This is a genomic window from Brevibacterium sp. LAARM3_SD1 (genome assembly GCF_057364765.1).
Genome location: NZ_JBNFOL010000005.1, coordinates 138,497 through 162,941 on the forward strand (window position 1 = coordinate 138,497; position 24,445 = coordinate 162,941).

At 64.3% G+C, this 24,445-nt stretch carries 16 protein-coding genes and 1 tRNA gene; 4 read left to right on the plus strand and 13 right to left on the minus strand.

Annotated elements, in window-relative coordinates; all coding sequences use genetic code 11:
* Position 1 precedes the first annotated feature (1 nt).
* The 4 genes from rapZ to AC2W7L_RS04630 all read right to left on the minus strand — a co-directional run bounded on the left by rapZ (position 2) and on the right by AC2W7L_RS04630 (position 8,265).
* Entirely contained in the window at positions 2-898 is an 897-nt protein-coding gene (rapZ, locus tag AC2W7L_RS04615; RefSeq protein WP_486003456.1) for an RNase adapter RapZ, read from the minus strand.
* A gap of 78 nt (positions 899-976) precedes the next feature.
* Positions 977-2,836 carry an excinuclease ABC subunit UvrC gene (gene uvrC, locus AC2W7L_RS04620; protein WP_486003457.1) on the minus strand — a complete coding sequence of 620 codons (1,860 nt, stop codon included), beginning with the start codon at positions 2,834-2,836 and terminating at the stop codon, positions 977-979.
* Positions 2,837-2,841: 5 nt separating this feature from the next.
* Positions 2,842-5,712 (minus strand): excinuclease ABC subunit UvrA, encoded by a 2,871-nt coding sequence (uvrA, locus tag AC2W7L_RS04625; protein ID WP_486003490.1) that lies wholly within the window; start codon positions 5,710-5,712, stop codon positions 2,842-2,844.
* A gap of 57 nt (positions 5,713-5,769) precedes the next feature.
* Positions 5,770-8,265, minus strand: coding sequence for a DEAD/DEAH box helicase (locus tag AC2W7L_RS04630; protein WP_486003458.1), 2,496 nt, complete (start codon positions 8,263-8,265; stop codon positions 5,770-5,772).
* A 65-nt stretch (positions 8,266-8,330) separates the two neighbouring features.
* Between AC2W7L_RS04630 and AC2W7L_RS04635 the strand changes: the two genes are divergently transcribed.
* Entirely contained in the window at positions 8,331-8,621 is a 291-nt protein-coding gene (locus tag AC2W7L_RS04635) for a YciI family protein (RefSeq protein ID WP_101553507.1), read from the plus strand.
* Positions 8,622-8,753: 132 nt separating this feature from the next.
* Here AC2W7L_RS04635 and AC2W7L_RS04640 read toward each other — a convergent pair whose 3' ends face one another.
* From AC2W7L_RS04640 to rpsA, 5 genes are all read right to left on the minus strand, one after another.
* Positions 8,754-9,821 (minus strand): TerC/Alx family metal homeostasis membrane protein, encoded by a 1,068-nt coding sequence (locus AC2W7L_RS04640; RefSeq protein WP_410711393.1) that lies wholly within the window; start codon positions 9,819-9,821, stop codon positions 8,754-8,756.
* Positions 9,822-10,007: 186 nt separating this feature from the next.
* Positions 10,008-12,140, minus strand: coding sequence for an excinuclease ABC subunit UvrB (gene uvrB, locus AC2W7L_RS04645; protein ID WP_486003459.1), 2,133 nt, complete (start codon positions 12,138-12,140; stop codon positions 10,008-10,010).
* A 90-nt stretch (positions 12,141-12,230) separates the two neighbouring features.
* Positions 12,231-13,406 carry a dephospho-CoA kinase gene (gene coaE / locus AC2W7L_RS04650; RefSeq protein WP_486003460.1) on the minus strand — a complete coding sequence of 392 codons (1,176 nt, stop codon included), beginning with the start codon at positions 13,404-13,406 and terminating at the stop codon, positions 12,231-12,233.
* A 9-nt stretch (positions 13,407-13,415) separates the two neighbouring features.
* Positions 13,416-15,239: a hypothetical protein gene (locus AC2W7L_RS04655; RefSeq protein ID WP_486003461.1), complete on the minus strand. Its 1,824-nt coding sequence runs from the start codon at positions 15,237-15,239 to the stop codon at positions 13,416-13,418.
* A gap of 46 nt (positions 15,240-15,285) precedes the next feature.
* Positions 15,286-16,770: a 30S ribosomal protein S1 gene (rpsA, locus tag AC2W7L_RS04660; RefSeq protein ID WP_127364393.1), complete on the minus strand. Its 1,485-nt coding sequence runs from the start codon at positions 16,768-16,770 to the stop codon at positions 15,286-15,288.
* A 206-nt stretch (positions 16,771-16,976) separates the two neighbouring features.
* Between rpsA and AC2W7L_RS04665 the strand changes: the two genes are divergently transcribed.
* A complete protein-coding gene (locus AC2W7L_RS04665; RefSeq protein ID WP_486003462.1) occupies positions 16,977-17,816 on the plus strand; it encodes a class I SAM-dependent methyltransferase in 840 nt (279 codons plus the stop codon).
* A gap of 189 nt (positions 17,817-18,005) precedes the next feature.
* On the opposite strand, the gene polA is transcribed toward AC2W7L_RS04665, so the two are convergent.
* Positions 18,006-20,669, minus strand: coding sequence for a DNA polymerase I (gene polA / locus AC2W7L_RS04670; RefSeq protein WP_486003463.1), 2,664 nt, complete (start codon positions 20,667-20,669; stop codon positions 18,006-18,008).
* A gap of 42 nt (positions 20,670-20,711) precedes the next feature.
* Between polA and AC2W7L_RS04675 the strand changes: the two genes are divergently transcribed.
* Positions 20,712-21,173: a PaaI family thioesterase gene (locus AC2W7L_RS04675; RefSeq protein WP_486003464.1), complete on the plus strand. Its 462-nt coding sequence runs from the start codon at positions 20,712-20,714 to the stop codon at positions 21,171-21,173.
* 140 nt (positions 21,174-21,313) lie between these two features.
* Here AC2W7L_RS04675 and AC2W7L_RS04680 read toward each other — a convergent pair whose 3' ends face one another.
* The gene (locus tag AC2W7L_RS04680) at positions 21,314-21,934 is read right to left on the minus strand and encodes an ANTAR domain-containing response regulator (RefSeq protein ID WP_373284070.1); all 621 of its coding nucleotides are present in this window, start codon (positions 21,932-21,934) and stop codon (positions 21,314-21,316) included.
* Positions 21,935-22,126: 192 nt separating this feature from the next.
* Between AC2W7L_RS04680 and AC2W7L_RS04685 the strand changes: the two genes are divergently transcribed.
* A tRNA-Leu gene (locus AC2W7L_RS04685) sits at positions 22,127-22,208 on the plus strand.
* Positions 22,209-22,383: 175 nt separating this feature from the next.
* Here the strand turns inward: AC2W7L_RS04685 and AC2W7L_RS04690 are convergent.
* Positions 22,384-22,944 carry a GNAT family N-acetyltransferase gene (locus AC2W7L_RS04690; RefSeq protein WP_486003465.1) on the minus strand — a complete coding sequence of 187 codons (561 nt, stop codon included), beginning with the start codon at positions 22,942-22,944 and terminating at the stop codon, positions 22,384-22,386.
* Positions 22,901-24,274, minus strand: a complete 1,374-nt coding sequence (locus AC2W7L_RS04695) for a dicarboxylate/amino acid:cation symporter (RefSeq protein WP_486003466.1) — start codon at positions 24,272-24,274, stop codon at positions 22,901-22,903. The genes AC2W7L_RS04690 and AC2W7L_RS04695 overlap by 44 nt, the downstream gene beginning before the upstream one ends.
* Positions 24,275-24,445: the final 171 nt, after the last annotated feature.

The following is a 24,445-nucleotide window of genomic DNA, read 5'->3' on the forward strand; positions in this document are numbered from 1 at the left end:
GTCATTCTCTTCCCAGATCGCGGTGGCGCACGGTCACGGGAATGCCTGTCTGGGCCGACAGCAGCCGTCCGACGCGTTCGCTGATCGCCACGGAACGGTGTTTGCCGCCGGTGCAGCCGATGCCGATCATTGCGTAGCCCCGTCCCTCGTGCAGATACCCCTCGGCGACCGTGGACAGAGTCGCCGCATAGCGTTCGATGAACTCCTCGGCGCCGTTCTGCTCGAGGACGTAGTCCGCAACATCGGAATCGAGTCCGTTGTGTCCGCGCAGGTGGGGAATCCAGTACGGGTTCGGCAGGAAGCGGACGTCGGCGATGTGGTCGGCGTCCTTCGGCAGTCCGTATTTGAAGCCGAAGCTCATCACCGTCAGACGCAGCGGTGGTGTGTCGTCGTCGCTGAAGCGTTTGCGCACCTCTGCAGAGAGCTGGTGCACGTTGAGGTCGGAGGTGTCGACGATGATGTCGGCACGATGTCTCAGCGACTCGAGTTCGACGCGTTCGGCTTCGATGCCCTCGAGCAGGGTCCCCTCCCCCTGCAGCGGGTGGGGCCGCCGCGTCGATTCGAAGCGTCGGACGAGGACTTCGTCGGAGGCGTCGAGGAAGACGATGCGCAGGGACAGGCCCTGATCGACGAAATCGCTGATCGTCTGCTGCAGCTCGGTGTACTTCGTCCGACCCTTCGCGTCGATGACGATCGCGATCTTCGGCAGCGCGCCGTCGGCACGGGCGACGAGCTCGACGAGCGGACGCATCATCTGCGGCGGCAGATTGTCGACGACGTACCAGTCCATATCTTCGAGCACATTGGCCACGGTGGTGCGGCCCGCTCCCGACATGCCGGCGACGAGCACAACCTCGATGGGGTGGTCGGATCCGTTCGATTCGGCCTGGGTGCTCACGCGTCCTCCTCTGCTCGTGCCCGTCCGGTCGGTGGGCACTGTGTCTCTCGGCACTACTCTAGGGCAGAATAGCCGAGCTCAGTCGGCCAGAGCCGCGACGATCTTCGCTGCGAGTGAGGGACCGATTCCCTTGACCTCGCAGATCTCCTCGGCGGTGGCCGCACGGACCTTCTTCACGGATCCGAAATGGCGCAGCAGAGCAGTGCGCTTCGACTCCCCGAGGCCCGCGATGTCGTCGAGCACCGAGCTCGTCATCGCCTTCGCGCGCTTGGACCGGTGATAGGTGATGGCGAAGCGATGAGCCTCATCACGCAGGCGCTGCATGAGGAAGAGCCCTTCGGAGTTGCGCGGGAGGATCACGGGGAACGGATCGTCGGGAACCCAGATCTCCTCGAGGCGTTTGGCCAGACCGACGACGGAGATGTCGACGATGCCGAGGTCGGTCAGTGCCCGCGTGGCGGCGGCGACCTGCGGGCCTGCACCGTCGACGACGAGGAGGCTGGGCCGGTAGCCGAAACGCTCATCGGGTTCCTCGGACGTCATCTGTTCGAGGTAGCGGCTGAAGCGACGGGAGACGACGTCGTACATCGAAGCCGTGTCATCGGCGGCGGCCTCACCGTGGATGGCGAAATGGCGGTAGTCGCGCTTCTTCGCCATTCCGTCCTCGAACACGACGAGGGAGGCGACGACGTTCGAACCCTGGGTGTGGGAGATGTCGATGCATTCGATGCGCAGCGGGGCTTCGGGCAGGTCGAGGTGTTCCTGGATCTCCTTGAGCGCCTGGCTGCGGGTCGTCAGATCGGAGGAGCGTTTGAGTTTGTGCTGGACGAGCGCTTCCTTCGCGTTCTTCCCCACGGTCTCGAGAGCCGCCTTCTTCTCGCCGCGTTCGGGCACGCGCACGGTCACGCGGGAGCCGCGCTGTTCGCTCAGCCAGGCTTCCAGGGACTCCAGGTCCGCCGGCAGGGTGTCGACGAGGATCTCCTTCGGAATGGCATCGGCGTCGAGTCCGGAATAGGCCTGCCGCAGGTAGTCGGTGGTCAGTTCCGCGGGAGTGTGATCATCGGAGCGTTCGATGATCCAGCCGCGCTGACCGCGGATGCGGCCCTGGCGGACATGGAAGACCTGGACGGAGGCCTCGAGCTCCTCGGTGACGAGGGCGAAGATATCGCAGTCGGCGCTGACCGACAGGACCACGGCGGATTTGTCGAGGACCTTCTGCAGGGCGGAGATCTCGTCGCGCAGACCGGCCGCGCGTTCGTAGTCGAGTTCGGCTGCGGCGCTGGCCATCTCCTTCTGCCGGTGGCTGATGAAGCGGCCGGTGTTGCCGGACATGAAGTCGGAGATGCTGCGGGCCAGGTCCTTGTGATCGTCCTTGCTGATCTGACCGACGCATGGAGCCGCGCATTTGTCGATGTAGCCGAGCAGGCAGGGCCGGCCGCTGCGTTCGGCCCGCCGGTAGACCCCCGCGGTGCAGGTGCGCATCGGGAAGGCCTTGAGCAGCAGGTCGAGGGTGTCCTTGATCGCCCACACCTGCGCGAAGGGACCGAAGTACTTCACGCCCTTGCGTCGCTTGCCCCGGGTGATGAAGGCGCGCGGCACCTCGTCGTTCATCGTGATCGCGAGGTACGGGTAGGACTTGTCGTCGCGGAACATGACGTTGAACCGCGGGTTGAACTCGTTGATCCACGTCCACTCGAGCTGCAGCGCTTCGACCTCGGTGTCGACGACGGTCCATTCCACCGAGTTCGCGGTGTGGACCATCGTCGAGGTGCGCGGATGCAGCTGCGCGGGGTTGGCGAAGTACGAGTTGAGTCGGTTGCGGAGGTTCTTCGCCTTTCCGACATAGATCACCCGTCGGTCGGGGTCACGGAATTTGTAGACCCCGGCCGATGTGGGGATCGCCCCGGTGGCCGGACGGTAGGTTGATGGTTCAGGCATTCGGATCAGGACTTGAGCATCGGTTTGAGGAACCGTCCGGTGTGCGATTCGGCCACCTCGGCGACCTCTTCGGGAGTGCCCTGGGCGATGATCTGCCCGCCTCCGCGACCGCCCTCGGGGCCGAGGTCGATGATGTGATCGGCATTGCCGATGACGTCGAGGTTGTGTTCGATGACGATGACCGTGTTGCCCTTGTCGACGAGTCCCTGGAGGACCATGAGCAGCTTCGAGATGTCCTCGAAGTGCAGGCCGGTCGTCGGTTCGTCGAGCACGTAGACGGTGCGCCCGCGGGAGCGCTTCTGCAGTTCGGCGGCGAGCTTGACACGCTGGGCCTCGCCGCCGGAGAGAGTCGTGGCCGGCTGGCCGAGTCGGACGTAGCCGAGTCCGACCTCGACGAGGGTCTTGAGGTGCCTGGAGATCGCGGGGATCGCGGCGAAGAAATCGTTGGCTTCCTCGATGGGCATGTCGAGGACTTCGGCGATGTTCTTGCCCTTGAACGTGACCTCCAGGGTCTCCCGGTTGTACCGGGCTCCCTGGCAGACCTCGCAGGGGACGTAGACGTCGGGCAGGAAGTTCATCTCGATTTTGATCGTGCCGTCGCCGCTGCAGTTCTCGCAGCGCCCGCCCTTGACGTTGAAGGAGAACCGTCCGGGCAGATATCCGCGGACCTTCGCCGATTCGGTTTCGGCGAACAGTCGGCGCACATGGTCGAAGACGCCGGTGTAGGTGGCGGGGTTCGACCGCGGGGTGCGGCCGATCGGCGACTGGTCGACGTGGACGACCTTGTCGAGGTTGTCCAGACCGGTCACGCGCTTGTGCCGTCCGGGGACCCGGGAGGCGCCGTTGAGGACGTTGGCCATCTGCGTGTAGAGGATCTCGTTGACCAGAGTCGATTTGCCCGAACCGGAGACGCCGGTGACGGCGGTGAGCACGCCGAGGGGGAAGGACACCGTGACATCGCGGAGGTTGTTCTCCACGGCCTTCTCGACAGTGACCATTCGGTCCTTGTCGACGGGGCGGCGGGTCGGCGGAATCTGGATGGCACGGCGGCCGGAGAGATAGTCGCCGGTGACCGATCCTGCGGCCTCCTTGAGACCGGGCACGGGGCCGGAGTAGACGACCTCTCCCCCGTGTTCGCCGGCGCCGGGGCCGATGTCGACGATCCAGTCGGCGGATTCGATGGTGTCCTCATCGTGTTCGACGACGATGAGGGTGTTCCCGAGGTCCTTGAGCTTGTTGAGCGTTTCGATGAGTCGGCGGTTGTCGCGCTGGTGCAGGCCGATCGAGGGCTCGTCGAGGACGTAGAGGACGCCGACGAGACCGGAGCCGATCTGTGTGGCCAGGCGGATGCGCTGGGCCTCGCCGCCGGACAGAGTTCCGGCGGCCCGGTTGAGGCTGAGGTAGTCGAGGCCGACGTCGAGGAGGAATCCGAGTCGGGCGTTGATCTCCTTCATCACCTGCGCAGCCACGGCGGCATCGCGGGTGCTCAGTTCGAGCGAGCCGAGGAAGTCGGCCGCTTCATCAAGGGCGAGTTCGGAGACCTCGGCGATGGATTTCTCGCCGACCTTGACGGCGAGGATCTCCGGCTTGAGGCGCGTGCCCTGGCAGCTGGCGCACGGGATCTCACGCATATAGGACTCGTAGCGTTCCCGCGACCAGTCGGATTCGGTTTCCTCGTGCTTGCGCTGAATGTACTGGTAGACGCCTTCGAAGCCCGTCGAGTACGTGCGTTCACGACCGAAGCGGTTCTTGTACTTGACGTGGACTTTGTAGTCCTTGCCCGTGAGAATCGCGCTCTTCGCGGTCTTCGGCAGCTTCTTCCACGGCGTCTTCATATCGAAGCCGAGCTCGTCGCCGAGGCCCTTGAGCAGACGGTTGAAGTACTTCGAAACCTGTTTGCCGCCCGACCAGGGGGCGATGGCTCCGGAACCGAGGCTGAGGTCCTCGTCGGGGACGACGAGGTCTTCGTCGACCTGCAGACGAGTGCCGATGCCGTCGCAGGTGGGGCAGGCGCCGAAGGGCGAGTTGAAGGAGAACGAGCGGGGTTCGATCTCGTCGATCGTCAGCGGGTGCTCGTTCGGGCACGACATGTGCTCGGAGAAGGTGCGGGTCGTGCCCTCGTCGACGAGTTCGATGTCGATGCGGCCGTCGGCGAGCCCGAGCGCGGTCTCGACGGAGTCGGTCAGGCGCGGACGCATTCCGGATTTCGCCACGAGGCGGTCGACGACGACGGAGATCGTGTGCTTGTACTGCTTCTCCAGGGTCGGCGGTTCGCTCAGGCTGATCTGCTCACCGTCGACGATGGCCCGGGAGAAGCCCTTGGACTGCAGATCGGTGAAGAGGTCGACGAATTCGCCCTTGCGGGAGCGGATCACGGGTGCGAGGACGAGGAACTTCGTGCGCTCCTCGAGTTCGAGGAGCTGATCGACGATCTGCTGCGGGGTCTGCTTCGTGATGACCTCGCCGCAGACGGGGCAGTGCGGGATGCCGATCCGCGCCCACAGCAGGCGGAGGAAGTCGTAGACCTCGGTGATCGTGCCGACGGTCGAACGCGGGTTGCGCGAGGTCGACTTCTGGTCGATCGACACCGCAGGAGACAGTCCTTCGATGAAGTCCACGTCGGGTTTGTCCATCTGTCCGAGGAACATCCGGGCATAGGAGGACAGGGACTCGACGTAGCGTCGCTGCCCCTCGGCGAAGATCGTGTCGAAGGCCAGCGAGGATTTGCCGGAACCGGACAAGCCGGTGAACACGACCATCGAGTCGCGCGGCAGCGCGATCTCGACGTTCTTGAGGTTGTGTGCTCGTGCGCCTTTCACCCACAGGGTGTCGAGATGGGAGACGCCTGTCACTTGCTCACCGTTATTGGTTTTCATCACCTGACCACTGTATTACTCGGCACTGACATTGCTGTATTCGCAGCGGTTTCCGGCTCATCTGCCGATCTCTCCGACGGAGAGGATGCGGAGGACGATATCGCCGGATTCGTCGCTGGCGGCCACGTCCACCTCGGCGTCGATGGCCCAGTCCCTGTTGTCGTCGGGATCGGCGAGGATCTGTCGGACGCTCCATGTGTGCGAACCGGGTGTGATGTCGATATATTCCCGTCCGCGGGCCTTCTGGTCGACATGCAGCTCCCCGTATTCGTCGTAGAAGTCCTCGATTGCGTCCTCCCAGGTCCGGGAGTCGAATCCCGATTCGGCGTCGAGGCGGCCGAGCTCGGTGTAGTTCGCGCGTTCGGCCAGCAGCACACGGTGGAACAGGGCGTTGCGGATCTCTGCGGTGAAGACCTTCGTGTTCTCGGAGAACCGGCGATCGAGTGCCGGCAGATCATCGTCGTGTTCGCTGGGGTCGAGTCCCTGCAGGGTCCGCCATTCGTCGAGCAGCGACGAATCCGTCCGGGCGATGGTCTCCCCGAGCCATTCGATGATGGTCTCGAGTTCCTCGGTCCGGTTCTCCGCGGGGACGTTGTGGAGCAGTGCTCGGTAGACGTCGGTGAGGTAGCGCAGCAGGCTGCCTTCGGCCCGGGCGAGGCTGTAGTAGCCGACGAACTGGGTGAAGCCCATCGCCTGCTCGATCATGTCGCGGACGACGGATTTGGGTTCGAAGCCGCCTCGGTGCAGCCAGGGATGGGTTTCGACGAAATGGTCGAAGGCCGGATCGAGCATCTCGGCCAGGGGTGCGGGGCTTTCGATCTCGTCGAGGATCGCCATGCGTTCGGCGTATTCGACGCCGTCGGCCTTGAGCTCGGCCAGGGTCTCCCCCTTGATCCTGTCGAGTTGGCCCTTCAGTATCTGGAACGGAACCGAGGTGGTCGCCTCGACGATGGATACGACGTCGAGGGCGTAGGTGTCGTCGTCTTCGTCGAGCAGCTCGAGTGCGGCGAGGACGAAGGGCGCCAGCGGCTGGTTGAGCGCGAACTGCGGGCCGAGGTCCTGGGTGGCGATGAGCTCGCTGCCCCGGACCTCGATGAGTCCGGCGTCGATGAGGGAGCGTCCGATGCTGATCGCGGTCAGTTTGAGGTCGAGTCGGCGTTCCCGGGTCTCATGCGTCTTGTCGATGAAGTCGCTGATGGTCGCGACATCGGAGCCGGGGCGGGCGACGAGGTTGAGGATCGTCGAATGGTCGATCTTCATCCGGGGCCGCAGGGTCTCGGACTCGCCTTCGATGAGTTTGGTGAAGGTCTCTTCGGACCAGCCGACGAAGCCCACCGGGGCGGCTTTCTTCTTGACCTTCTTCTTTTTCTTCTTGTCATCGTTCGCAGCCTTGGCTTCGGCCTTGAGGTTGTCGATGACGTGTTCGGGGGCTTGGGCGATCACGTAGCCGCGGGTGTCGAATCCGGCGCGGCCGGCACGTCCGGCGAGCTGTTGGAATTCGCGGACGCTGAGTCTGCGCATCTTCCGTCCGTCGAACTTCGTCAGTCCGGTCAGGAGCACGGAGCGGATGGGCACGTTGATGCCCACGCCGAGGGTGTCCGTGCCGGAGATGACGAGGAGCAGGCCCTTGAGCGCAAGCTGTTCGATGAGTCGGCGGTACTTCGGCAGCATTCCGGCGTGATGGACGCCGACGCCGTGCAGAAGCAGTTTGCGCAGGCTCTGCCCGAATCCCTTGCCGAAGGTGAAGCCCTTGATGGCTGCGGCGATCGCGGCTTTCTGCTCCTTGGAGGCGAGGTCGACCGAAAGCAGGTTGGTGGCGAGGTCGATGGCTCCGTTCTGGGAGTAGGAGACGACGTAGACCGGGGCTTTGTCGTTGCGGACGAGTCCGCGCAGAGTGTCAGAGAGCGTCTCCGTCGAGTATTCGTAGTCGAGCGGGACGGGCCTGGTCGCGGAGGTGACCACGGAGGATCCGCGTCCGGTCGTCTCCGTCATGGTCGACCGGATGTCGGTCGTGTCGCCCAAGGTGGCGGACATGAGAACGAACTGGGTCTGCGGCATCTCGAGGAGGGGCACCTGCCAGGCCCAGCCCCGGGAGGGATCGGCGACATAGTGGAACTCGTCCATGACGACCATTCCGGCGTCGAGCATTCCGCCCTCACGCAGCGCCTGGTTGGCCAGGATCTCTGCCGTGGCGCAGATGACGGGAGCGTCGGGGTTGACCGTGGAGTCGCCGGTGATCATGCCGACGTTCTCGGCGCCGAAGGCGTTGATGAGGGAGAAGAACTTCTCGCTCACAAGGGCCTTGAGCGGGGCCGTGTAGTAGGACCGGATCCCCCGGGTGAAGGACTGGTAGAGCGCGAAGAGAGCGACAAGTGACTTCCCCGAACCGGTCGGGGTCGCCATGATCGTATTGTCGCCGGCGAGGATCGTGAGGAACGCCTCGTCCTGAGCCGGATACGGCTCCACTCCGATCGCTTGGCAGTATTCGCCGAAGGACTCATAGATCGTGTCGTCGTCCGCGAATTCCGCTGGGATCTCCTGCAATCTGGCCACGCTGATGCACAGACCTTTCCGATTAGACTGGTTCCATCCTATTGCTCGACACCGAGGAGTCACATATGCCGGTCTTCGCCGTCACCTATCACTACGGTCCAGATACCGATACGCGGATGGAGCACCGCCCCGCGCACCGTCAATGGCAGGCGGAGATGAATGAGGCCGGAACGATCCTCGCCTCCGGTCCCCTGGACAACGATCCGCAGCCGGGAGGTCTGCTGATCCTCAGCGCCGCCGACCGTGCAGAGGTCGAAGGGCACCTGGCCGCCGATCCCTATGCCTCGCTCGGTGTCATCGAGTCGACGGACATCCGCGAGTGGACTCCCGTGTTCGGGCCCTTCGCCCTGGGCTGAGCGGCCTCCTTCCGGTTCGGGTCTGCCCGGACGGAGCAGACACGAGCGGGGTCCGTCTCGAGAGATCGAGACGGACCCCGCTCGTTCTGTGCCGACACCGAGGCGGTGTCGGCACGACCGAATCCGATCGGCTCAGGCCTCTTCGGACTCGTCCGACTGGTCGGCGCTGACGTCCTTGAAGGAGATTCCGTCTTTCTTCATCTTCATCAGCGAGGCGATCGTGGCGACCGCCATGGCGAGGACGATGACGGTCAGGGACAGCCACGTCGGCACCTCGGGGATCGAATGTCCCCACGCCAGGAACTCCCAATCGCTCGAGTGCAGAGCGTGGATGATGAGCTTGATGCCGATGAACCCGAGGATCGCAGCGATTCCGTAGTGGAGGTACACGAGCTTGTCGACGAGCCCTCCGAGCAGGAAGTACAGCTGACGCAGTCCCATCAGGGCGAACACGTTCGCGGTGAACACGAGGAACGCATTCTGCGTGACGCCGAAGATCGCGGGGATCGAGTCGAGTGCGAACATCACATCGGTCGAGCCGATGGCGATGAACACGATGAACATCGGGGTCCAGTACTTCTTGTTGTCGTCGAGGGTCACCCGCAGCTTGTTGCCGTGGTATTCGTCGACGACGTTGATCCGCTTCCGCAGGAACCGGATGAGGCCGTTCTCGCCGTCGCCCTCGTCTTCGGAGCTGAAGGCCTGACGGTAGGCGACGATGAGGAGGAAGATGCCGAAGATGAAGAAGACTTCGACGAAGGCGCTGATGATCGCCGCACCCGCGAGAATGAAGATGCCGCGGAAGATGATGGCGATGATGATGCCGACCATGAGCACTTCCTGCTGGTACTTCCGCGGTACCGAGAAGCTGCCCATGATGATGATGAAGACGAACAGGTTATCGATGCTCAATGAGTACTCGAGCAGCCAGCCGGTGAGGAATTCGCTGCCGTGCTGGGCATCGCCGATGGCGAAGAGTGCGCCGGCGAAGATCAGAGCCAGGGCGACGTAGAACGCGACCCAGATGCTCGCTTCCCGCATCGACGGGGTGTGTGGTCGCTTGACGACCAGCAGGAGGTCGAAGACGAGGATCGCAACGACGATGATTCCCGAGGTGATCATGAACCAGACGGGAATCGGAGATTCGCTCGCTGCAGCGGCGTTGCCGCCGGCCGCGAGCGTGGAGGACAGAATATCCATGGATGCCTTTCGTGGTGAACAGGATGTATCCAGGTCGAAAGTCTCTCCCACGCGGTGAAGCTGCGTGCGCTCCGCGGCCGGACCCCGTGAGGGGTCGTGGTGACGACCGCGGATGGACGGGATACTCCCTTTCGCCAGCACACCAGTATAAACACGCAAGCATCACTCGCTCTTCACCGGTGCGGCTCAGGCGTGCCCGGCCTCCTTCATCTGACGCAGCTCCTGCTTGAGATCGGAGAGCTCATCACGCAGTCGCGCGGCGAGCTCGAACTGCAGCTCCGCGGCCGCCGTATGCATCTGCGAGGTCAGCGATTCGATGAGCTCGGTGAGGTCGGCAGCCGGCGGACGCAGCGAACCGGGCTTGCCGGCGGCTTCCCTCTGTTCGTCGGTCAGCGTCGAGTTGTAACCGCGCCTGCCCTTTCCGTAGTCGAATTCGGTGAGCAGCTCGCGCGTGTCCTCGTCTTCGCGCTGCAGACGTTCGGTGATGTCTGCGATCCGCTTGACCAGCGGTGCCGGGTCGATTCCGTGCTCTTCGTTGTAGGCGATCTGAATGGCCCGCCTGCGGTCGGTCTCGTCGATGGCGGTGCGCATCGAATCCGTGATCGTATCGGCGTACATGTGCACCTGGCCGTTGAGGTTACGTGCGGCACGACCGATCGTCTGGATGAGCGAGGTCGATGACCGGAGGAAGCCTTCCTTGTCGGCGTCGAGGATCGCCACGAGGGAGACTTCGGGAAGGTCGAGGCCCTCACGCAGCAGGTTGATGCCGACCAGCACATCGAACTCACCGGCCCGCAGCTCTGTGAGCAGTTCCACACGGCGCAGGGTGTCGACGTCGGAGTGGAGGTACTGGACGCGGATGTCGTGTTCGAGCAGATAGTCGGTGAGATCTTCGGCCATCTTCTTCGTCAGCGTCGTCACGAGCACACGCTCGTTCGCGTCGACGCGCGTCTTGATCTCATCGAGCAGATCGTCGATCTGGCCCTTCGTCGGTTTGACCTTGATCTCGGGGTCGACGAGGCCGGTGGGACGGATGATCTGCTGGACGTAGCCGTTGGAATTGCCGAGTTCGAAGTTGCCGGGGGTGGCGGACAGGTACACGCTCTGTCCCACCCGCTCCCGGAACTCGTCGAACTTCAGCGGCCGGTTGTCCATGGCACTGGGCAGGCGGAACCCATGTTCGACGAGGGTGCGCTTGCGCGACATATCGCCTTCGTACATGCCGCCGATCTGCGGCACCGTGACATGGGATTCGTCGATGACGAGGAGGAAGTCCTCGGGGAAGTAGTCGAGCAGACAGTTCGGTGCCGAACCGGGATCGCGACCGTCGATGTGCCGGGAGTAGTTCTCGATCCCGGACGTGAAGCCCATCGACTCCATCATCTCGAGGTCATAGGTCGTGCGCATCTTCAGCCGCTGCGCTTCGAGCAGCTTGTTCTGCGACTCGAACTCGCTCAGGCGCTTCTGCAGCTCCTCCTCGATCCCGCTGATGGCCGTCGCCATCCGGTTCTCACCGGCGACATAGTGGCTGGCCGGGAACACGTGGATGGTGTCCTCGTCGCGGACGATCTCACCCGTCAGCGGGTGGAGGGTCTGCAGCGATTCGATCTCATCGCCGAAGAATTCGATGCGCAGAGCGAGTTCCTCGTACTGCGGGATGATCTCGACGGTGTCTCCGCGAACCCGGAAGGTGCCGCGGGTGAAGGCCATATCATTGCGGGCGTACTGCATGGACACGAAGCGTTTGAGCAGTTCGTCCCGGTCGCATTCGTCGCCCTTGTGGAGGGTGACCATCCGGTCGACGTACTCCTCCGGAGTGCCAAGACCGTAGATGCACGACACCGTCGAGACGACGACGACATCACGCCTGGTCAGCAGCGAGTTCGTAGCCGAGTGGCGCAGACGCTCGACTTCGTCGTTGATCGAGGAGTCCTTCTCGATGAACGTGTCCGTCTGCGGCACATAGGCTTCCGGCTGGTAGTAGTCGTAGTAGGAGACGAAGTACTCGACAGCATTGTTGGGCAGCAGCTGTCGGAATTCGTTGGCCAGCTGTGCTGCCAGTGTCTTGTTCGGCGCCATGATCAGTGTCGGTCTCTGCACCTGCTCGATGAGCCATGCCGTCGTCGCCGACTTGCCCGTACCGGTGGCACCGAGGAGGACGATGTCGCGCTCCCCCGCGTCAAGGCGTTCGGAGATCTCCTTGATCGCCGTCGGCTGATCACCGGAGGGCGAGTACTCTGAGACGACCTCGAAGGGCGCCACCTCGCGGGTGACGTCGGGACGGTGGCCGATCGCTGGCAGGGGGCGTTCTGAGCTCATAGTCCAACCCTAGCCCCCGCCCCTGACATTGGGCAGGCCGGAGCCGGAACGACGCCACCGACTGAATGCCTGGTGCCGTATGTCACCGCGTCAGTCGAAGCTGTCGGGAACGAGCCTGCGACGCATCTCGAGGAAGTACAATTCCTTCGACTCCGCATAGGTTCGCGTCCTCTGCGCGTCCGTCGCGCCTGCTGCCTTCGCTTCGGCGGTGAGTTCGCGCTTCACCTGCAGGTACCTCTCCCGCTCCCCCGCATCCTCGGTGAGCAGGTCCCGGAATGCTCGGGCGAAGTGCGCACCGACGGAGTCGGCTGTGCGCACATGCAGGTTGACGGCCCGACCAGGATCCGTGTTCGCGTGGAACCACTTCGGTTCGGTTCCGCCCTCACCGAGGTGGTCACTCATCTCTGTGCCCGGATACCCGAGCTCGGCCAATCGAGGCTCCAGCTCCCGGGCGGCGATGAGATCGGGGACGAGGAGCTGCAGGTCGATGACGTCCTTGGCGGGCAGTCCCGGCACCGAGGTGGAGCCGATGTGCTCGACGGTGAATTCGTCGCCGGTGCCGTGCCTCAGCTTTGCGACCACTCGCTGTGCGTCACCGGACCAGTCCGCGTCCGCGGGGTCGACGAGGTCCAGAACAGTTCGCGGGGCCCGCCGGCCGGCCGTGAGATTGGCGGCGAAAGGGCGGATCCGCGATTCGATGAGGCGTCCGACGGCAGCTTTCGTCTCCTCGACCGAACCGGAGTTGTCGATGATGACGTCACAGGCCGCACGGCGGGTTTCGTCGTCGGCTTGGCGGGAGATCCGTGCGGCGGCGTCGTCTCGGTCCATTCCGCGGGAGTCCATGAGTCTGCGCAGCCGCACCTCGGCGGGCACATCGACGAGGAGGTTGAGGTGGTAGGCAGGTGTCATGGAGTTCTCGACGAGCAGCGGCACGTCGTGGACGACGATCTCGGCATCGGCGTGACTCGCGAAGTGTTCGGCAGTGCGGTCGCGGATCGCCGGGTGCATGAGTCCGTTGAGCTGTGCCGTGCGGTCGGAATCGACGAAGGCGGCCGCTGCCAGTGCCGGTCGGTTGAGCGAACCGTCGGGGTGCAGCACCTCGGCCCCGAAGGTCTCGGCCAGCCTCTCGAGCAGAGGCTGGCCGGGTTCGACGACTTCGCGGGCGATCTTGTCGGCGTCGACGAGCACTGCCCCGTGGTCGACGAGCATCGCGGACACCGTTGACTTTCCGGCGCCGATTCCGCCGGTGAGACCGATTCTCAGCATGGGATCATCCTACTGATCCAGTCGGTAGACCCGCACGCCCTCGTCGGCGAAGATCGGATCGCCGACGGCGGCGTCGAGGAAGCCCGCGTACTCTCCATCGTCTCCCGGCAGGAGCGGGGCGTCGGGGGCGAGGACGATGAAGTCGACCCCGGCTGCCCGCAGCTCCGCGATCGCCGAGGCGACTTCCGGGCTGTTTCCGTCCGGCATGGGTTCCCCGTCGAAGACGGAGCCGTGCAGCAGTTCGTCGAGGGCATCCTCGGGGGAGGAATAGGTCACCGGCGATTCCGGACTCGACCCGATGAAATAGCCTCCGGTCTCTCGGTAGCGGAATCCGCTCACCGACTGCCACACCATGGCTTCGTCGGCGTGGGGTTCGGCCCACGCCAGAGGGCGCGGGAAGGTCTTGACGACGGATCCGGCGGGGACCACCTCGGCGATGGATTCGGTGAAGAAGTCGGGGACATTGACTTCGTGGGCGTTCTGCGGACCGGGGAGGACGGCCACGGCGGCGAGGACGAGAAGGATGAGCAGAGCGCGGGCGCGACGCAGCCTCCGGTGCTTCAGCACCCATTGGAGACCGATTCCGAGCACCGCGAACAGCGCGATCGTCGAGTGGAGGACGAGGCGCATCGGCAGGATGTTGTTGAGGACGGGGATCGCTTCGATGAGGGCGAACGGACCGGTTTCGACGAATACCCGACCGCCGAGGAGGATCGGGGAGCCTAATGCCAACAGGAAGACGAGGAGGCCGGTAGCGCCGGCGATGCGCACCGGCAGAGCGTGATCGGATCGGCGTCCGAGGCAGGCGACGATGAGCACGGCAGCCACCAGCGCGGGTGCGCCGACGTAGGCACCGAGTTCGGCGGGGTCGATGTCCATGATCCGTGGCAGCGGGGAGACCCCGGAACTCAGCCAGGCCGGCGCCGCGGGCAGGATCGGGTCGAGCAGGTCGGTGTTCCACACTCCGTGCGGGCGGATGGCGCCGGATGGGGCGTTCGGACCCGCCATGGTCACCAGCAGCGGGATCGCGCACAGCAGGGCGATGATCCCGGCGACGGCGGAGCCGAGCCCGAGAGCCAGCCAGGACCGGGCTCTGAAGAGCCGTCGGCCGAAGACAGCGAGGCTTGCCAGGAAGCACAGTGCGGCGAGGAATGTTCCGGCCAGGACTTCGGTGGAGACGTAGAACTGGAATCCGAGGAGGAGACCGAACCCGGTGCCGAGCAGCCAGAGGCGACGGCGGCGCAGCGGTGAGCGACCGTGCTCGGTCGTGGTCCGTCCGAGGTCGAGGAGAGCGAGGATCGCCCACGCGGTCAGGGGAGGCGTGACGATATAGGCGAGGTTCGGGTGGCCGCCGAGTTGGGCGATGACATAGCTGGAGAAGCCGACTCCGCCGGCGGCGATGAATGCGGGCACACGGTCGAGGAAGAGGCGGAAGAGCACCGCTGCGGCCAGGCTGCCCAGCACCGGGAAGGCGAGGATGAGCAGGTTGTAGCTCACGATGGGGCCGGCCACCCACGTCACGGGAGCGAGCAGGATCGCGAAGCCGGCCAGGGAGGTGTTCCACGCCCCGTTGACTCCCCCGCCGAGGGCGTTCATCGATTCCGTGTACAGCAGGCTCCCGGTCTCCCCCGGTCCGAATCCGAGGGCGTCGGCGAGCACCTGTGCACCGTGTCCCAGCCACCAGATGAACAGGGAGGTGTCATCGTTGGAGGCGACGACGCTGCCGCCGGGATCGGCGGCGACGGAGCCGAAGACGGTCAGGCTGCCGACGCAGAGGATGAGGGTGTACCACAGCCAGGGGCGCAGGCGCGCTCGGATTGTGGGGGCATACACAAAGGGCTCCCGGCCTTCCGACCGGGAGCCCTTGTGGGAGCTGTTATCAGCTGCCTGCAAGCTTCTCACGCAGAGCTGCGAGAGCTTCGTCGCTGGCCAGGGTGCCCTCGTCGTTCGTCTCTTCGGAGGAGAACGATCCGGTGGCCGGAGCGGCTTCGGCAGAGCCGACGGCATCGGCTGCGGAGGCCTCGGCGTCCGCTGCGATGGCCTTGGCGACCTGCTTCTTGTGCTCTTCCCAGCGTTCCTGAGCGGCAGCGTACTGCTGCTCCCAGGTCTCGCGCTGAGCCTCGTAGCCCTCGACCCATTCGTTGGTCTCGGGGTCGAAGCCCTCGGGGTACTTGTAGTTGCCGTCCTCGTCGTACTCCTGCGGCATGCCGTAGAGAGCGGGGTCGAGGAACTCTTCGGCCTCGGGGTCGACGCCTTCGTTCGCCTGCTTCAGCGACAGCGAGATGCGGCGGCGTTCGAGGTCGATGTCGATGACCTTGACGTAGATGGTCTCGTCGACCGAGACGACCTGCTCCGGCAGATCCACGTGGCGCACGGCCAGCTCGGAGATGTGGACGAGGCCTTCGATGCCGTCTTCGACGCGCACGAACGCACCGAAGGGAACGAGCTTGGTGACCTTGCCCGGCACGATCTGTCCGATGACGTGCGTGCGAGCGAAGTGCTGCCAAGGATCTTCCTGGGTGGCCTTGAGCGACAGCGAAACGCGCTCACGGTCCATGTCGACGTCGAGGACCTCGACGGTGACCTCGTCACCCACGGTGACGACCTCACCCGGGTGATCGATGTGCTTCCAGGACAGTTCGGAGACGTGGACGAGTCCGTCGACACCACCGAGGTCGACGAACGCACCGAAGTTGACGATGGAGGACACGACACCAGGACGGACCTGGCCCTTCTGCAGGGTCTGCAGGAAGTCGTGGCGGACGGCCGACTGGGTCTGCTCGAGCCAGGCGCGGCGCGACAGGACCACGTTGTTGCGGTTCTTGTCGAGCTCGATGATCTTGGCTTCGACCTGCTGGCCGATGTAGGGAGCGAGATCGCGGACGCGGCGCATCTCGACCAGGGATGCGGGCAGGAAGCCGCGCAGTCCGATGTCGACGATCAGGCCGCCCTTGACAACCTCGATGACGGTGCCGGTGACAACTCCGTCGTCTTCCTTGATTTTCTCGATGTCGCCCCAGGCGCGCTCGTACTGAGCACGCTTCTTGGACAGCATGAGACGACCCTCTTTGTCTTCCTTCTGAAGAACGAGGGCTTCGATTTCGTCCCCGACCTCGACGACTTCGCCGGGATCGACATCATGCTTGATGGAAAGCTCACGTGCGAGGATGACGCCTTCCGTCTTGTATCCGATGTCGACGAGGACTTCGTCACGGTCGACCTTGACGACTTCGCCCTCAACGATGTCGCCATCGTTGAAGTACTTGATGGTCTCATCGACGGCGGCGAGGAAATCCTCAGCGGTTCCGATGTCGTTGACAGCGACCTGCTTCGGCTGCACCGATTCCGGCGTGGTGGTGGTCATATAGGTAGGGACTCCGATGGAATATTGGTCCAGATCCGGTACCCTGGCGGCAGGTCGTGTAAGTTGCCGCAAGAACCGAATCCGGTCTCGATTGCGAATTTGGACTTGTATGCACAGGCGCATACGGTTGTCAATGCTAGCACCTTTTCAGGCGTGAATGCACGCCGAAGAGTCGAATTATCACCACCTGGGGCCACGGAGGAACCATGAGCGAAGGAACTGACGGAGCCGAGGTCATCAGCGGTGGCTATCTCCCCATCGACGAAGAGGCTTCAGTCCGGGCCAATCGCAGCTATTGGGACAACTCTGCCGAGGAGTATCTGGCCGAACACGGCACGTTCCTCGGCGCATCGGATTTCATCTGGTGTCCGGAGGGAATTCACGAATCCGATGTCCGCCTCCTCGGCGACGTCGACCGGAAGCAGGTGCTCGAGGTCGGCTGCGGTGCCGGTCAGTGCTCCCGGTGGCTGGCCGAACAGGGAGCGATCACCACGGGCGTCGACGTCTCCGCCGGAATGCTCGAACAGGCCTCACGTCTGCAGCGCGAAAATCCCCTGAGCACCGAGGCGACTCCCCCGACATTCCTCCTCGCCGATGCCCGGCAGCTGCCGTTCGCGTCGAACAGCTTCGACGGTGCGTTCTCCTCCTATGGGGCCCTGCCCTTCGTCAAGGACGCCGAAGTCGTCTTCGCCGAGGTGGCCAGAGTGCTGCGCAGCGGCGGGCAGTGGGTCTTCTCGACGACGCACCCGATGCGGTGGATGTTCCCCGACGTCCCCGGTGAGGCCGGGCTGACCGTCGAGTATTCGTATTTCGATCGCACTCCGTACGTCGAGCTGTCCTCGGACGGTCAGCCGGTCTACGCCGAGCATCACCGGACGATGAGCGACTGGGTCAGCCTCCTCGTCGACGCCGGCTTCACGATCGATTCGGTCACCGAACCCGAATGGCCGGAAGAGAATCGGACCGCTTGGGGCGGCTGGTCGCCGCTGCGCGGGGCGCTCATGCCCGGCACCGTGATCTTCTCCACCACTCTGAACAAGGACTGAGGCGCCGCCCAGCCGCGCACTGAGGCGAACGCTCGGTCAAGCAGCGCCGCGCGCAGCAACCTCATTCAAGCGCCAGCTCGCATTGCGATAGGTACACGCCGCGATAAGTGGGCGCGGCCTTGATCGATCACGGGCAGCATCGATTTCTGCGCTGGCCCTTGAACGAGGAACGCTATAGCCCTCAGCCGGTCAGTGGGCGGCGGCGTGCCAGGAGCGACCGGTGCCGACGTTGACGTCCAGGGGCACATCGAGCTCGAATGCCGAACCCATCTCCTCGGTGACGATCTTCTTCACCTCATCGATCTCGTCGGGACGGACGTCGACGATGATCTCGTCATGGACCTGCAGCAGCATCGGCGACTGCAGGTCGTCAAGCCGCTCGGCGACCTTGAGCATGGCGATCTTCATGATGTCGGCGGCCGAGCCCTGGATCGGTGCGTTGAGTGCGGCGCGTTCGGCCATGTCCCGCAGCTGCCGGCGGTCGCTGTGGAGAGCCGGCAGATAGCGGCGGCGGCCCATGATGGTCTCCGTGAACCCCTTCGCCCGGGCCTGTTCGACGATGTCGTCGAGGTAGTCCTTGACGGCTCCGAAGCGCTCGAAATACTGGTCCATCAGCCCCTTGGCTTCGTCGACGCCGATCGCCAGCTGCCGGGAGAGCCCGTAGGCGGAGAGACCGTAGACCAACCCGTATGACATGGCCTTGACCTTCGAACGCATCTCCGAGTTCACCTCGTCGATGCCGACGCCGAAGACCTTCGAGCCGACATAGGAGTGGAGGTCCTCGCCGTCCTTGAACGCCTGGATTAGCGCGGCGTCTCCGGACAGGTGAGCCATGATGCGCATTTCGATCTGCGAGTAGTCGGCGGTGAGCAGAGTCCCGCCCGACACCTCGGGGTCGGCGATGAAGATCTCCCGGATGCGGCGACCCGATTCGGTCCGCACCGGAATGTTCTGCAGGTTCGGGTCCAATGACGAGAGCCGACCGGTGGCGGCCACGGTCTGCTGGTAGGTGGTGTGGATGCGGCCGTCGTCGGCGACGGTCTTGAGCAGTCCGACGACCGTCTGCTTGAGCTTCGTCGAATCCCGGTAGGCCAGCAGGTGCTGGAGGAAGGGGTGTTCGGTCTTGACGAACAGTTCGGCCAGGGCTTCGGCATCCGTCGTATAGCCGGTCTTCGTCCGCTTGGTCTTGGGCATATCGAGCTCGTCGAAGAGCACGGTCTGCAGCTGCTTGGGAGATCCGAGGTTCACCTCGTGGCCGATTGCGTCGTAGGCCTCCTGAGCGCTGGCCTCGGCCTGCTTGGTGAATTCGTCGATGAGGTTCGACAGTCCGGCCTCGTCGACAGCGATTCCCGTCGCTTCCATGCGCGCGAGCACGGGCACGAGCGGCAGCTCGATCTCGCGGTACACCTGCGTCATGTTCGCATCGTCGACGGCTTTCGCGAGCACCTCATGGACTTCGAGAAGGGCGGCGGCGCGCTGGCCGTGCGTGGTCACTGCGGCATCCGAGTCGAGGTCGAGGGCGAGCTGCCCGGAATCGGATTCGGGTTCGCTGAGGTCGATTCCGGCGCGATCGGCGGAGATCTGCCCGAGCTCGTACGCACGGGCATCGGGGACGAGGAGGTAGGCGGCGAGAGCCGTGTCCCCGGCGATATCGGTCACGGACAGTCCCATCGACTCCCACGCTTTGATCTGCAGCTTAGAGCTGTGGAGGATGAGCGAATGCCCGCCCAGTGCGGAGCCGAGCTTGCCGACGGCTTTCTGCCCCGCCTCGGCGAGGTCGACGACCCACGCCTGCCCGGGTTCGGCGGAGACCGCGAGGGTCCGTGCCTGACCATGGCCGAGTTCGAAGGTGGCATCCGAATCGAGCGCCAGCACATCGTGGTCGGAGATCTTCGTCAGCAGAGCGTCGATGTCGACGGTCTCGATGGTCGTCTCCCGTGCCGGTGCCGGCTCGGATTCGGTGCCGGCTTCGGGGAAGATCGCGGCCAGACGTTTGCCGAGGGCTTGGAACTCGAGCTGATCGAACAGGCTCGACAGCTCGGTCGGGTCGCCTTCGCCCCACGCCAGGTCATCGAATTCCAGCCCCAGGTCGACGTCGTCGAGGAGGCGGTTGAGTCGATAGTTCCGCTCCACCTCGGTGATGTGGTCGCGCAGCTTCTCCCCGACCTTTCCGCCGATCGACTCTGCGTTCTCCAGCACTCCGGGCAGGTCGCCATGAGCGGTGAGCCATTTGGCGGCGGTCTTGTCACCGACTCCGGGCACGCCGGGCAGATTGTCGGCCTTCTCGCCGACGAGAGCGGCCAGTCCTCGGTAGTTCGCGGGGCTGACCCCGTATTTCTCCTCGACCGCGGCCGGAGTCATCCGGTTGAGATCGCTGACTCCGCGCTTCGGGTAGAGGATCGTCACGTTGTCGGTGGCGAGCTGGAACGAATCCTTGTCACCGCTCATCACCGCGACGGACGAGCCCGCCTCGGTGCCCATCCTCGCCATCGTCGCCAGGATGTCATCTGCCTCGAAGCCCTCCTTCGTCACGACCCGGATGCCCATCGCCGTGACGATGTCCTTGATGAGGTCGATCTGCGGGTGGAACTCGGGCGGAGTCTTCGCCCGGCCGGCCTTGTACTCGGGGTATTCCTCGAGTCGGAAGGTCTGGCGTCCGAGGTCGAAGGCCACGGCCACATGGCTGGGCTCTTCGTCGCGGAGGACGTTGATGAGCATGGAGATGAAGCCGTAGATGGCGTTCGTCGTCTGGCCGGTGCTGGTGGAGAAGTTCTCCACCGGAAGGGCGTGGAATGCCCGGTAGGCCAGGGAGTGTCCGTCGATGAGCAGGAGGGATTCGTTTGAGTGACTCACATGGCATAGCCTAGCGTTCGAAGCTGACTTGAAGGAGAACCGATGCTGCGTCCCGACGTGTCCCTGACCGCTCACACCACACCCGAGGAGATCGACACGCTGCTCGGGCAGCTGCGCACGCCGGGGTCAGGGGGTGAGCTGGCCGAGAGGATGGGAATCGAGTTCGTCGAGCTCGCCCACGACCATGTCACGGCCACGGCTCCGGTCGTCGGCAATCGGCAGCCGATGGGTCTCTTCCACGGCGGCGGCCATGTCGTTCTCGCCGAATCGCTGGCCTCGATGCACTCGTATCTGCTCTCCGGCGGCAAGAACGTCGTCGGGGTCGATCTCAATGCCACTCATCTGCGTGCCGCTCGTGAGGGTGTGGTCACCGGACGCGCCGAGGTGCTCCATCAGGGACGTACGATCGTCTCCCATGAGGTGAAGATGACCGACGAGGCGGGAAAGCTGCTCTCGATCGTGCGGATCACGAACATGATCCTGAAGACCGAGCCGAAGGGCTGAGGCACGGCTCCTCCTCGGCGAAAGTCCACAGCGAAAGCAGAACGACAGACCCACAACAGAAGAAGAGGGCCGGCGAACCCATTTCGGATTCGCCGGCCTTCTCTGATTCCGGGTTCGGACCTGCCTGGTCCGGGAGGTGATTACTTCTTCGTGCCGATCTGCTTGAGCACGGTCTCAGCGACCTCGCGCATCGTCAGGCGACGGTCCATCGAGGTCTTCTGGATCCAGCGGAATGCTTCGGGCTCGCTCAGACCCATGGAGGTCTGCAGCAGGCTCTTGGCGCGCTCGACGAGCTTGCGGGTCTCGAAGCGTTCGGTGAGATCGGAGATCTCGGACTCGAGCGAGCTGATCTCGGCATGACGCGAGAGCGCGATCTCCAGGGCCGGAATGAGGTCGGCCGAGGTGAACGGCTTGACGACATAGGCCATGGCACCCGCATCGCGGGCCCGCTCGACGAGCTCCTTCTGCGAGAAGGCAGTGAGCAGCACCACGGGGGCGATGCGGGCCCTGGCGATGCGCTCGGCGGCGGAGATTCCGTCGAGGATGGGCATCTTGATGTCCATGACGACGAGGTCCGGGCGCAGCTCCTCAGCCAGGCGGATGGCGGATTCGCCGTCCGCAGCTTCACCGACGACGTCATAGCCGACTTCGCGGAGCATTTCTACGATATCGAGACGAATCACGGCCTCGTCTTCGGCCACGACTACGCGGCGGACCGGCACGGACTCGTCTGAAGTTGATTCTTCGCTGTTTGAAAGCACGGCACCAGTCTAGACCAGGCGCTCAGCGTCATGGCCAGCGGACCCGGAAGTTTATTCTGTGAGGGTGGCCACGGGCGGTGACGGTGGCCACCGGAGGGCATCCTCGGCGGGTGGCGATTGTGCAATCGGTCCGCGCGCGCAGTAGAATCGTTCCCGTTGCACAGGCGGTCCTGAAAGGACAGCTCGTAACGAGCCGGATTGGCGGAATCGGTAGACGCGGTGCACTCAAAATGCATTGTCGAAAGACGTGCGGGTTCGAGTCCCGCATCCGGTACAGACGAAGGCACTGTCGACCATGATGTCGACAGTGCCTTCTGCATTTCCCCGGGTGACGGCGGCTCCAACTCCCGAATCCAGGTCGCAATCGGACATTTCGTGCGGCGGAATGTATCCGATGGTGACCTGGATTTGCCCTCAGAGAGATGGTGACGGGTTCAGTTCACGCGAAATCACCCGCTTGCGCGCAGGTCGAGGGAGTACAGCAGCGTGTCGTATCGCCTCTCCCCCACCGCCACGAAGTCCGGGAGTCGTCCGTATCGGGTGAAGCCGAGGGATTCATAGAGACCGATAGCGGCCGCATTGTCTCCACGCAGGTCGAGAGTGACCACCTCCGTGCCGTGATGACGTGCCGCCCGAATGAGCGCCTCCATCAGCTTCCTGCCCGCGCCCTGACCTTGAGCGTCCGGGGCGACGGCCACCTTTTCGATGTCGACATGGGGGCGGAACGTCGGTCGAGCGTACCGATTCCAGTACGCGAAGCCGGTGATCTCGGTTCCGGTGCGAGCGATTGCGGCAGCGGAATCCCCGGTGTCAGTGCCCGCAGCCAGGCAGCCGACGAGATCCGCGATCTCCTCGACAGACGGAGCTGAGACCCAACCGAGAGCGGCACCTGCATCGACGAGGCGGCCGAGCAGCGATGTCACCTGCAGGACATCGTGCTCGGCCACCCCCGCGGCTGAGAGAAGATCAACTATGACTGCGGACGTCCTCGGTGCGGGTCTCGTCGACATCTGCGTCCTCCTCGGTCGGAACGTAGCCGTTGATGCGCGGGGCATCGTAGCGTTCGACGTCCAGGATCTCATGCCGCTTGGCAACGATGGCCGGAACGAGTGCCTGACCGGAGACGTTGAGCGCGGTGCGGCCCATGTCCACGATCGGCTCGATGGCCAGCAGCAGTCCGACGCCTTCGAGTGGCAGACCAAGGGTCGACAGGGTCAGGGTGAGCATCACGGTCGCACCTGTCGTGCCGGCCGTTGCGGCCGAGCCGATGACGGCGACGAAGATGATGAGCAGGTACTGGATGAGGGAGAGATCGATGCCGAAGAACTGTGCGACGAACACGGCGGCGATGGCCGGATAGATCGCGGCGCAGCCGTCCATCTTCGTCGTCGCGCCGAAGGGCACGGCGAAGGCGGCGTAGGAGTGGGGCACCCCGAAGTTGTCGGTGGCGACCTTCTGCGTCACGGGCATGGTGCCGATCGAGGACCGGGAGACGAAGCCCATCTGAGTGGCCGGCCAGACTCCGGAGAAGTACTGGCGCACCGACAGTCCGTTGGCGCGAGCCAGGGCCGGATAGACGATGAAGAACACGATCGCGAGGCCGATGTAGACGGCGACGACGAACCACAGCAGCGATCCCATCGTGGACCAGCCGTAGGAGTTCACGGCGTTGCCGATGAGGCCGAGCGTGCCGATCGGGGCGATGCGCACGATCCACCAGACGACCTTCTGCACCACGGCCAGGGCCGCCTCGGTGAACTGGAGGAACGGCTCTGCGGCCTTACCGACCTTGACCGCGGCGATGCCGATGGCCCCGGAGACGATGATGAGCTGGAGGATGTTGAAGTTGACCTCGGAGGTGACCGCTCCGGACTCATCCGGTCCGGTGGCCACCTCGAGCCCGAGGAAGTTCACCGGGATCAGTCCGGTGAGGAAGCCGAGCCAGCTGCCCTGGGAGTCGGGTGCACCGGCGTTGAGCGAAGCGGCATCGGCGTGGGCGCCGGGCTGCATGACGACGCCGATGATGAGTCCGAGGATGACGGCGATGAGGGCGGTGAGGGCGAACCACAGCAGCGTCGACATCGCCAGCCTGGCGGCATTGGTGACCTTGCGCAGGTTGCCGATGCTCGCGATGATCGCGGTGATGACCAGTGGGACGACGGCGGCTTTGAGCAGGGTGACGTATGACGAGCCGATGGTGTCCAGGGTCTGGCCGAGCCAGTTGTCAGTCGTTTCGCTGACCGGTCCCCATGAGCGGGCGATGAGCCCGAGGATGACACCGGCGATGAGTGCGATGGTCACCTGCACTCCGAAGGACTTGCTCCACGCGGGCAGTCTCATTGAATTCCTCTCCTAGCGGGTCCTCCCCTTTTGGGATCCGCAGGGAGGATTAGGCAACAGAGAGCACAACTGTTGAGCAATTTGCAAAATTCCCTGGCCACTTGTGATCTGTCTCGCAGTTTGGAATCGGTCCACGCTCGGTCCCGGACACAGAGACGCCGACGGCGCCCG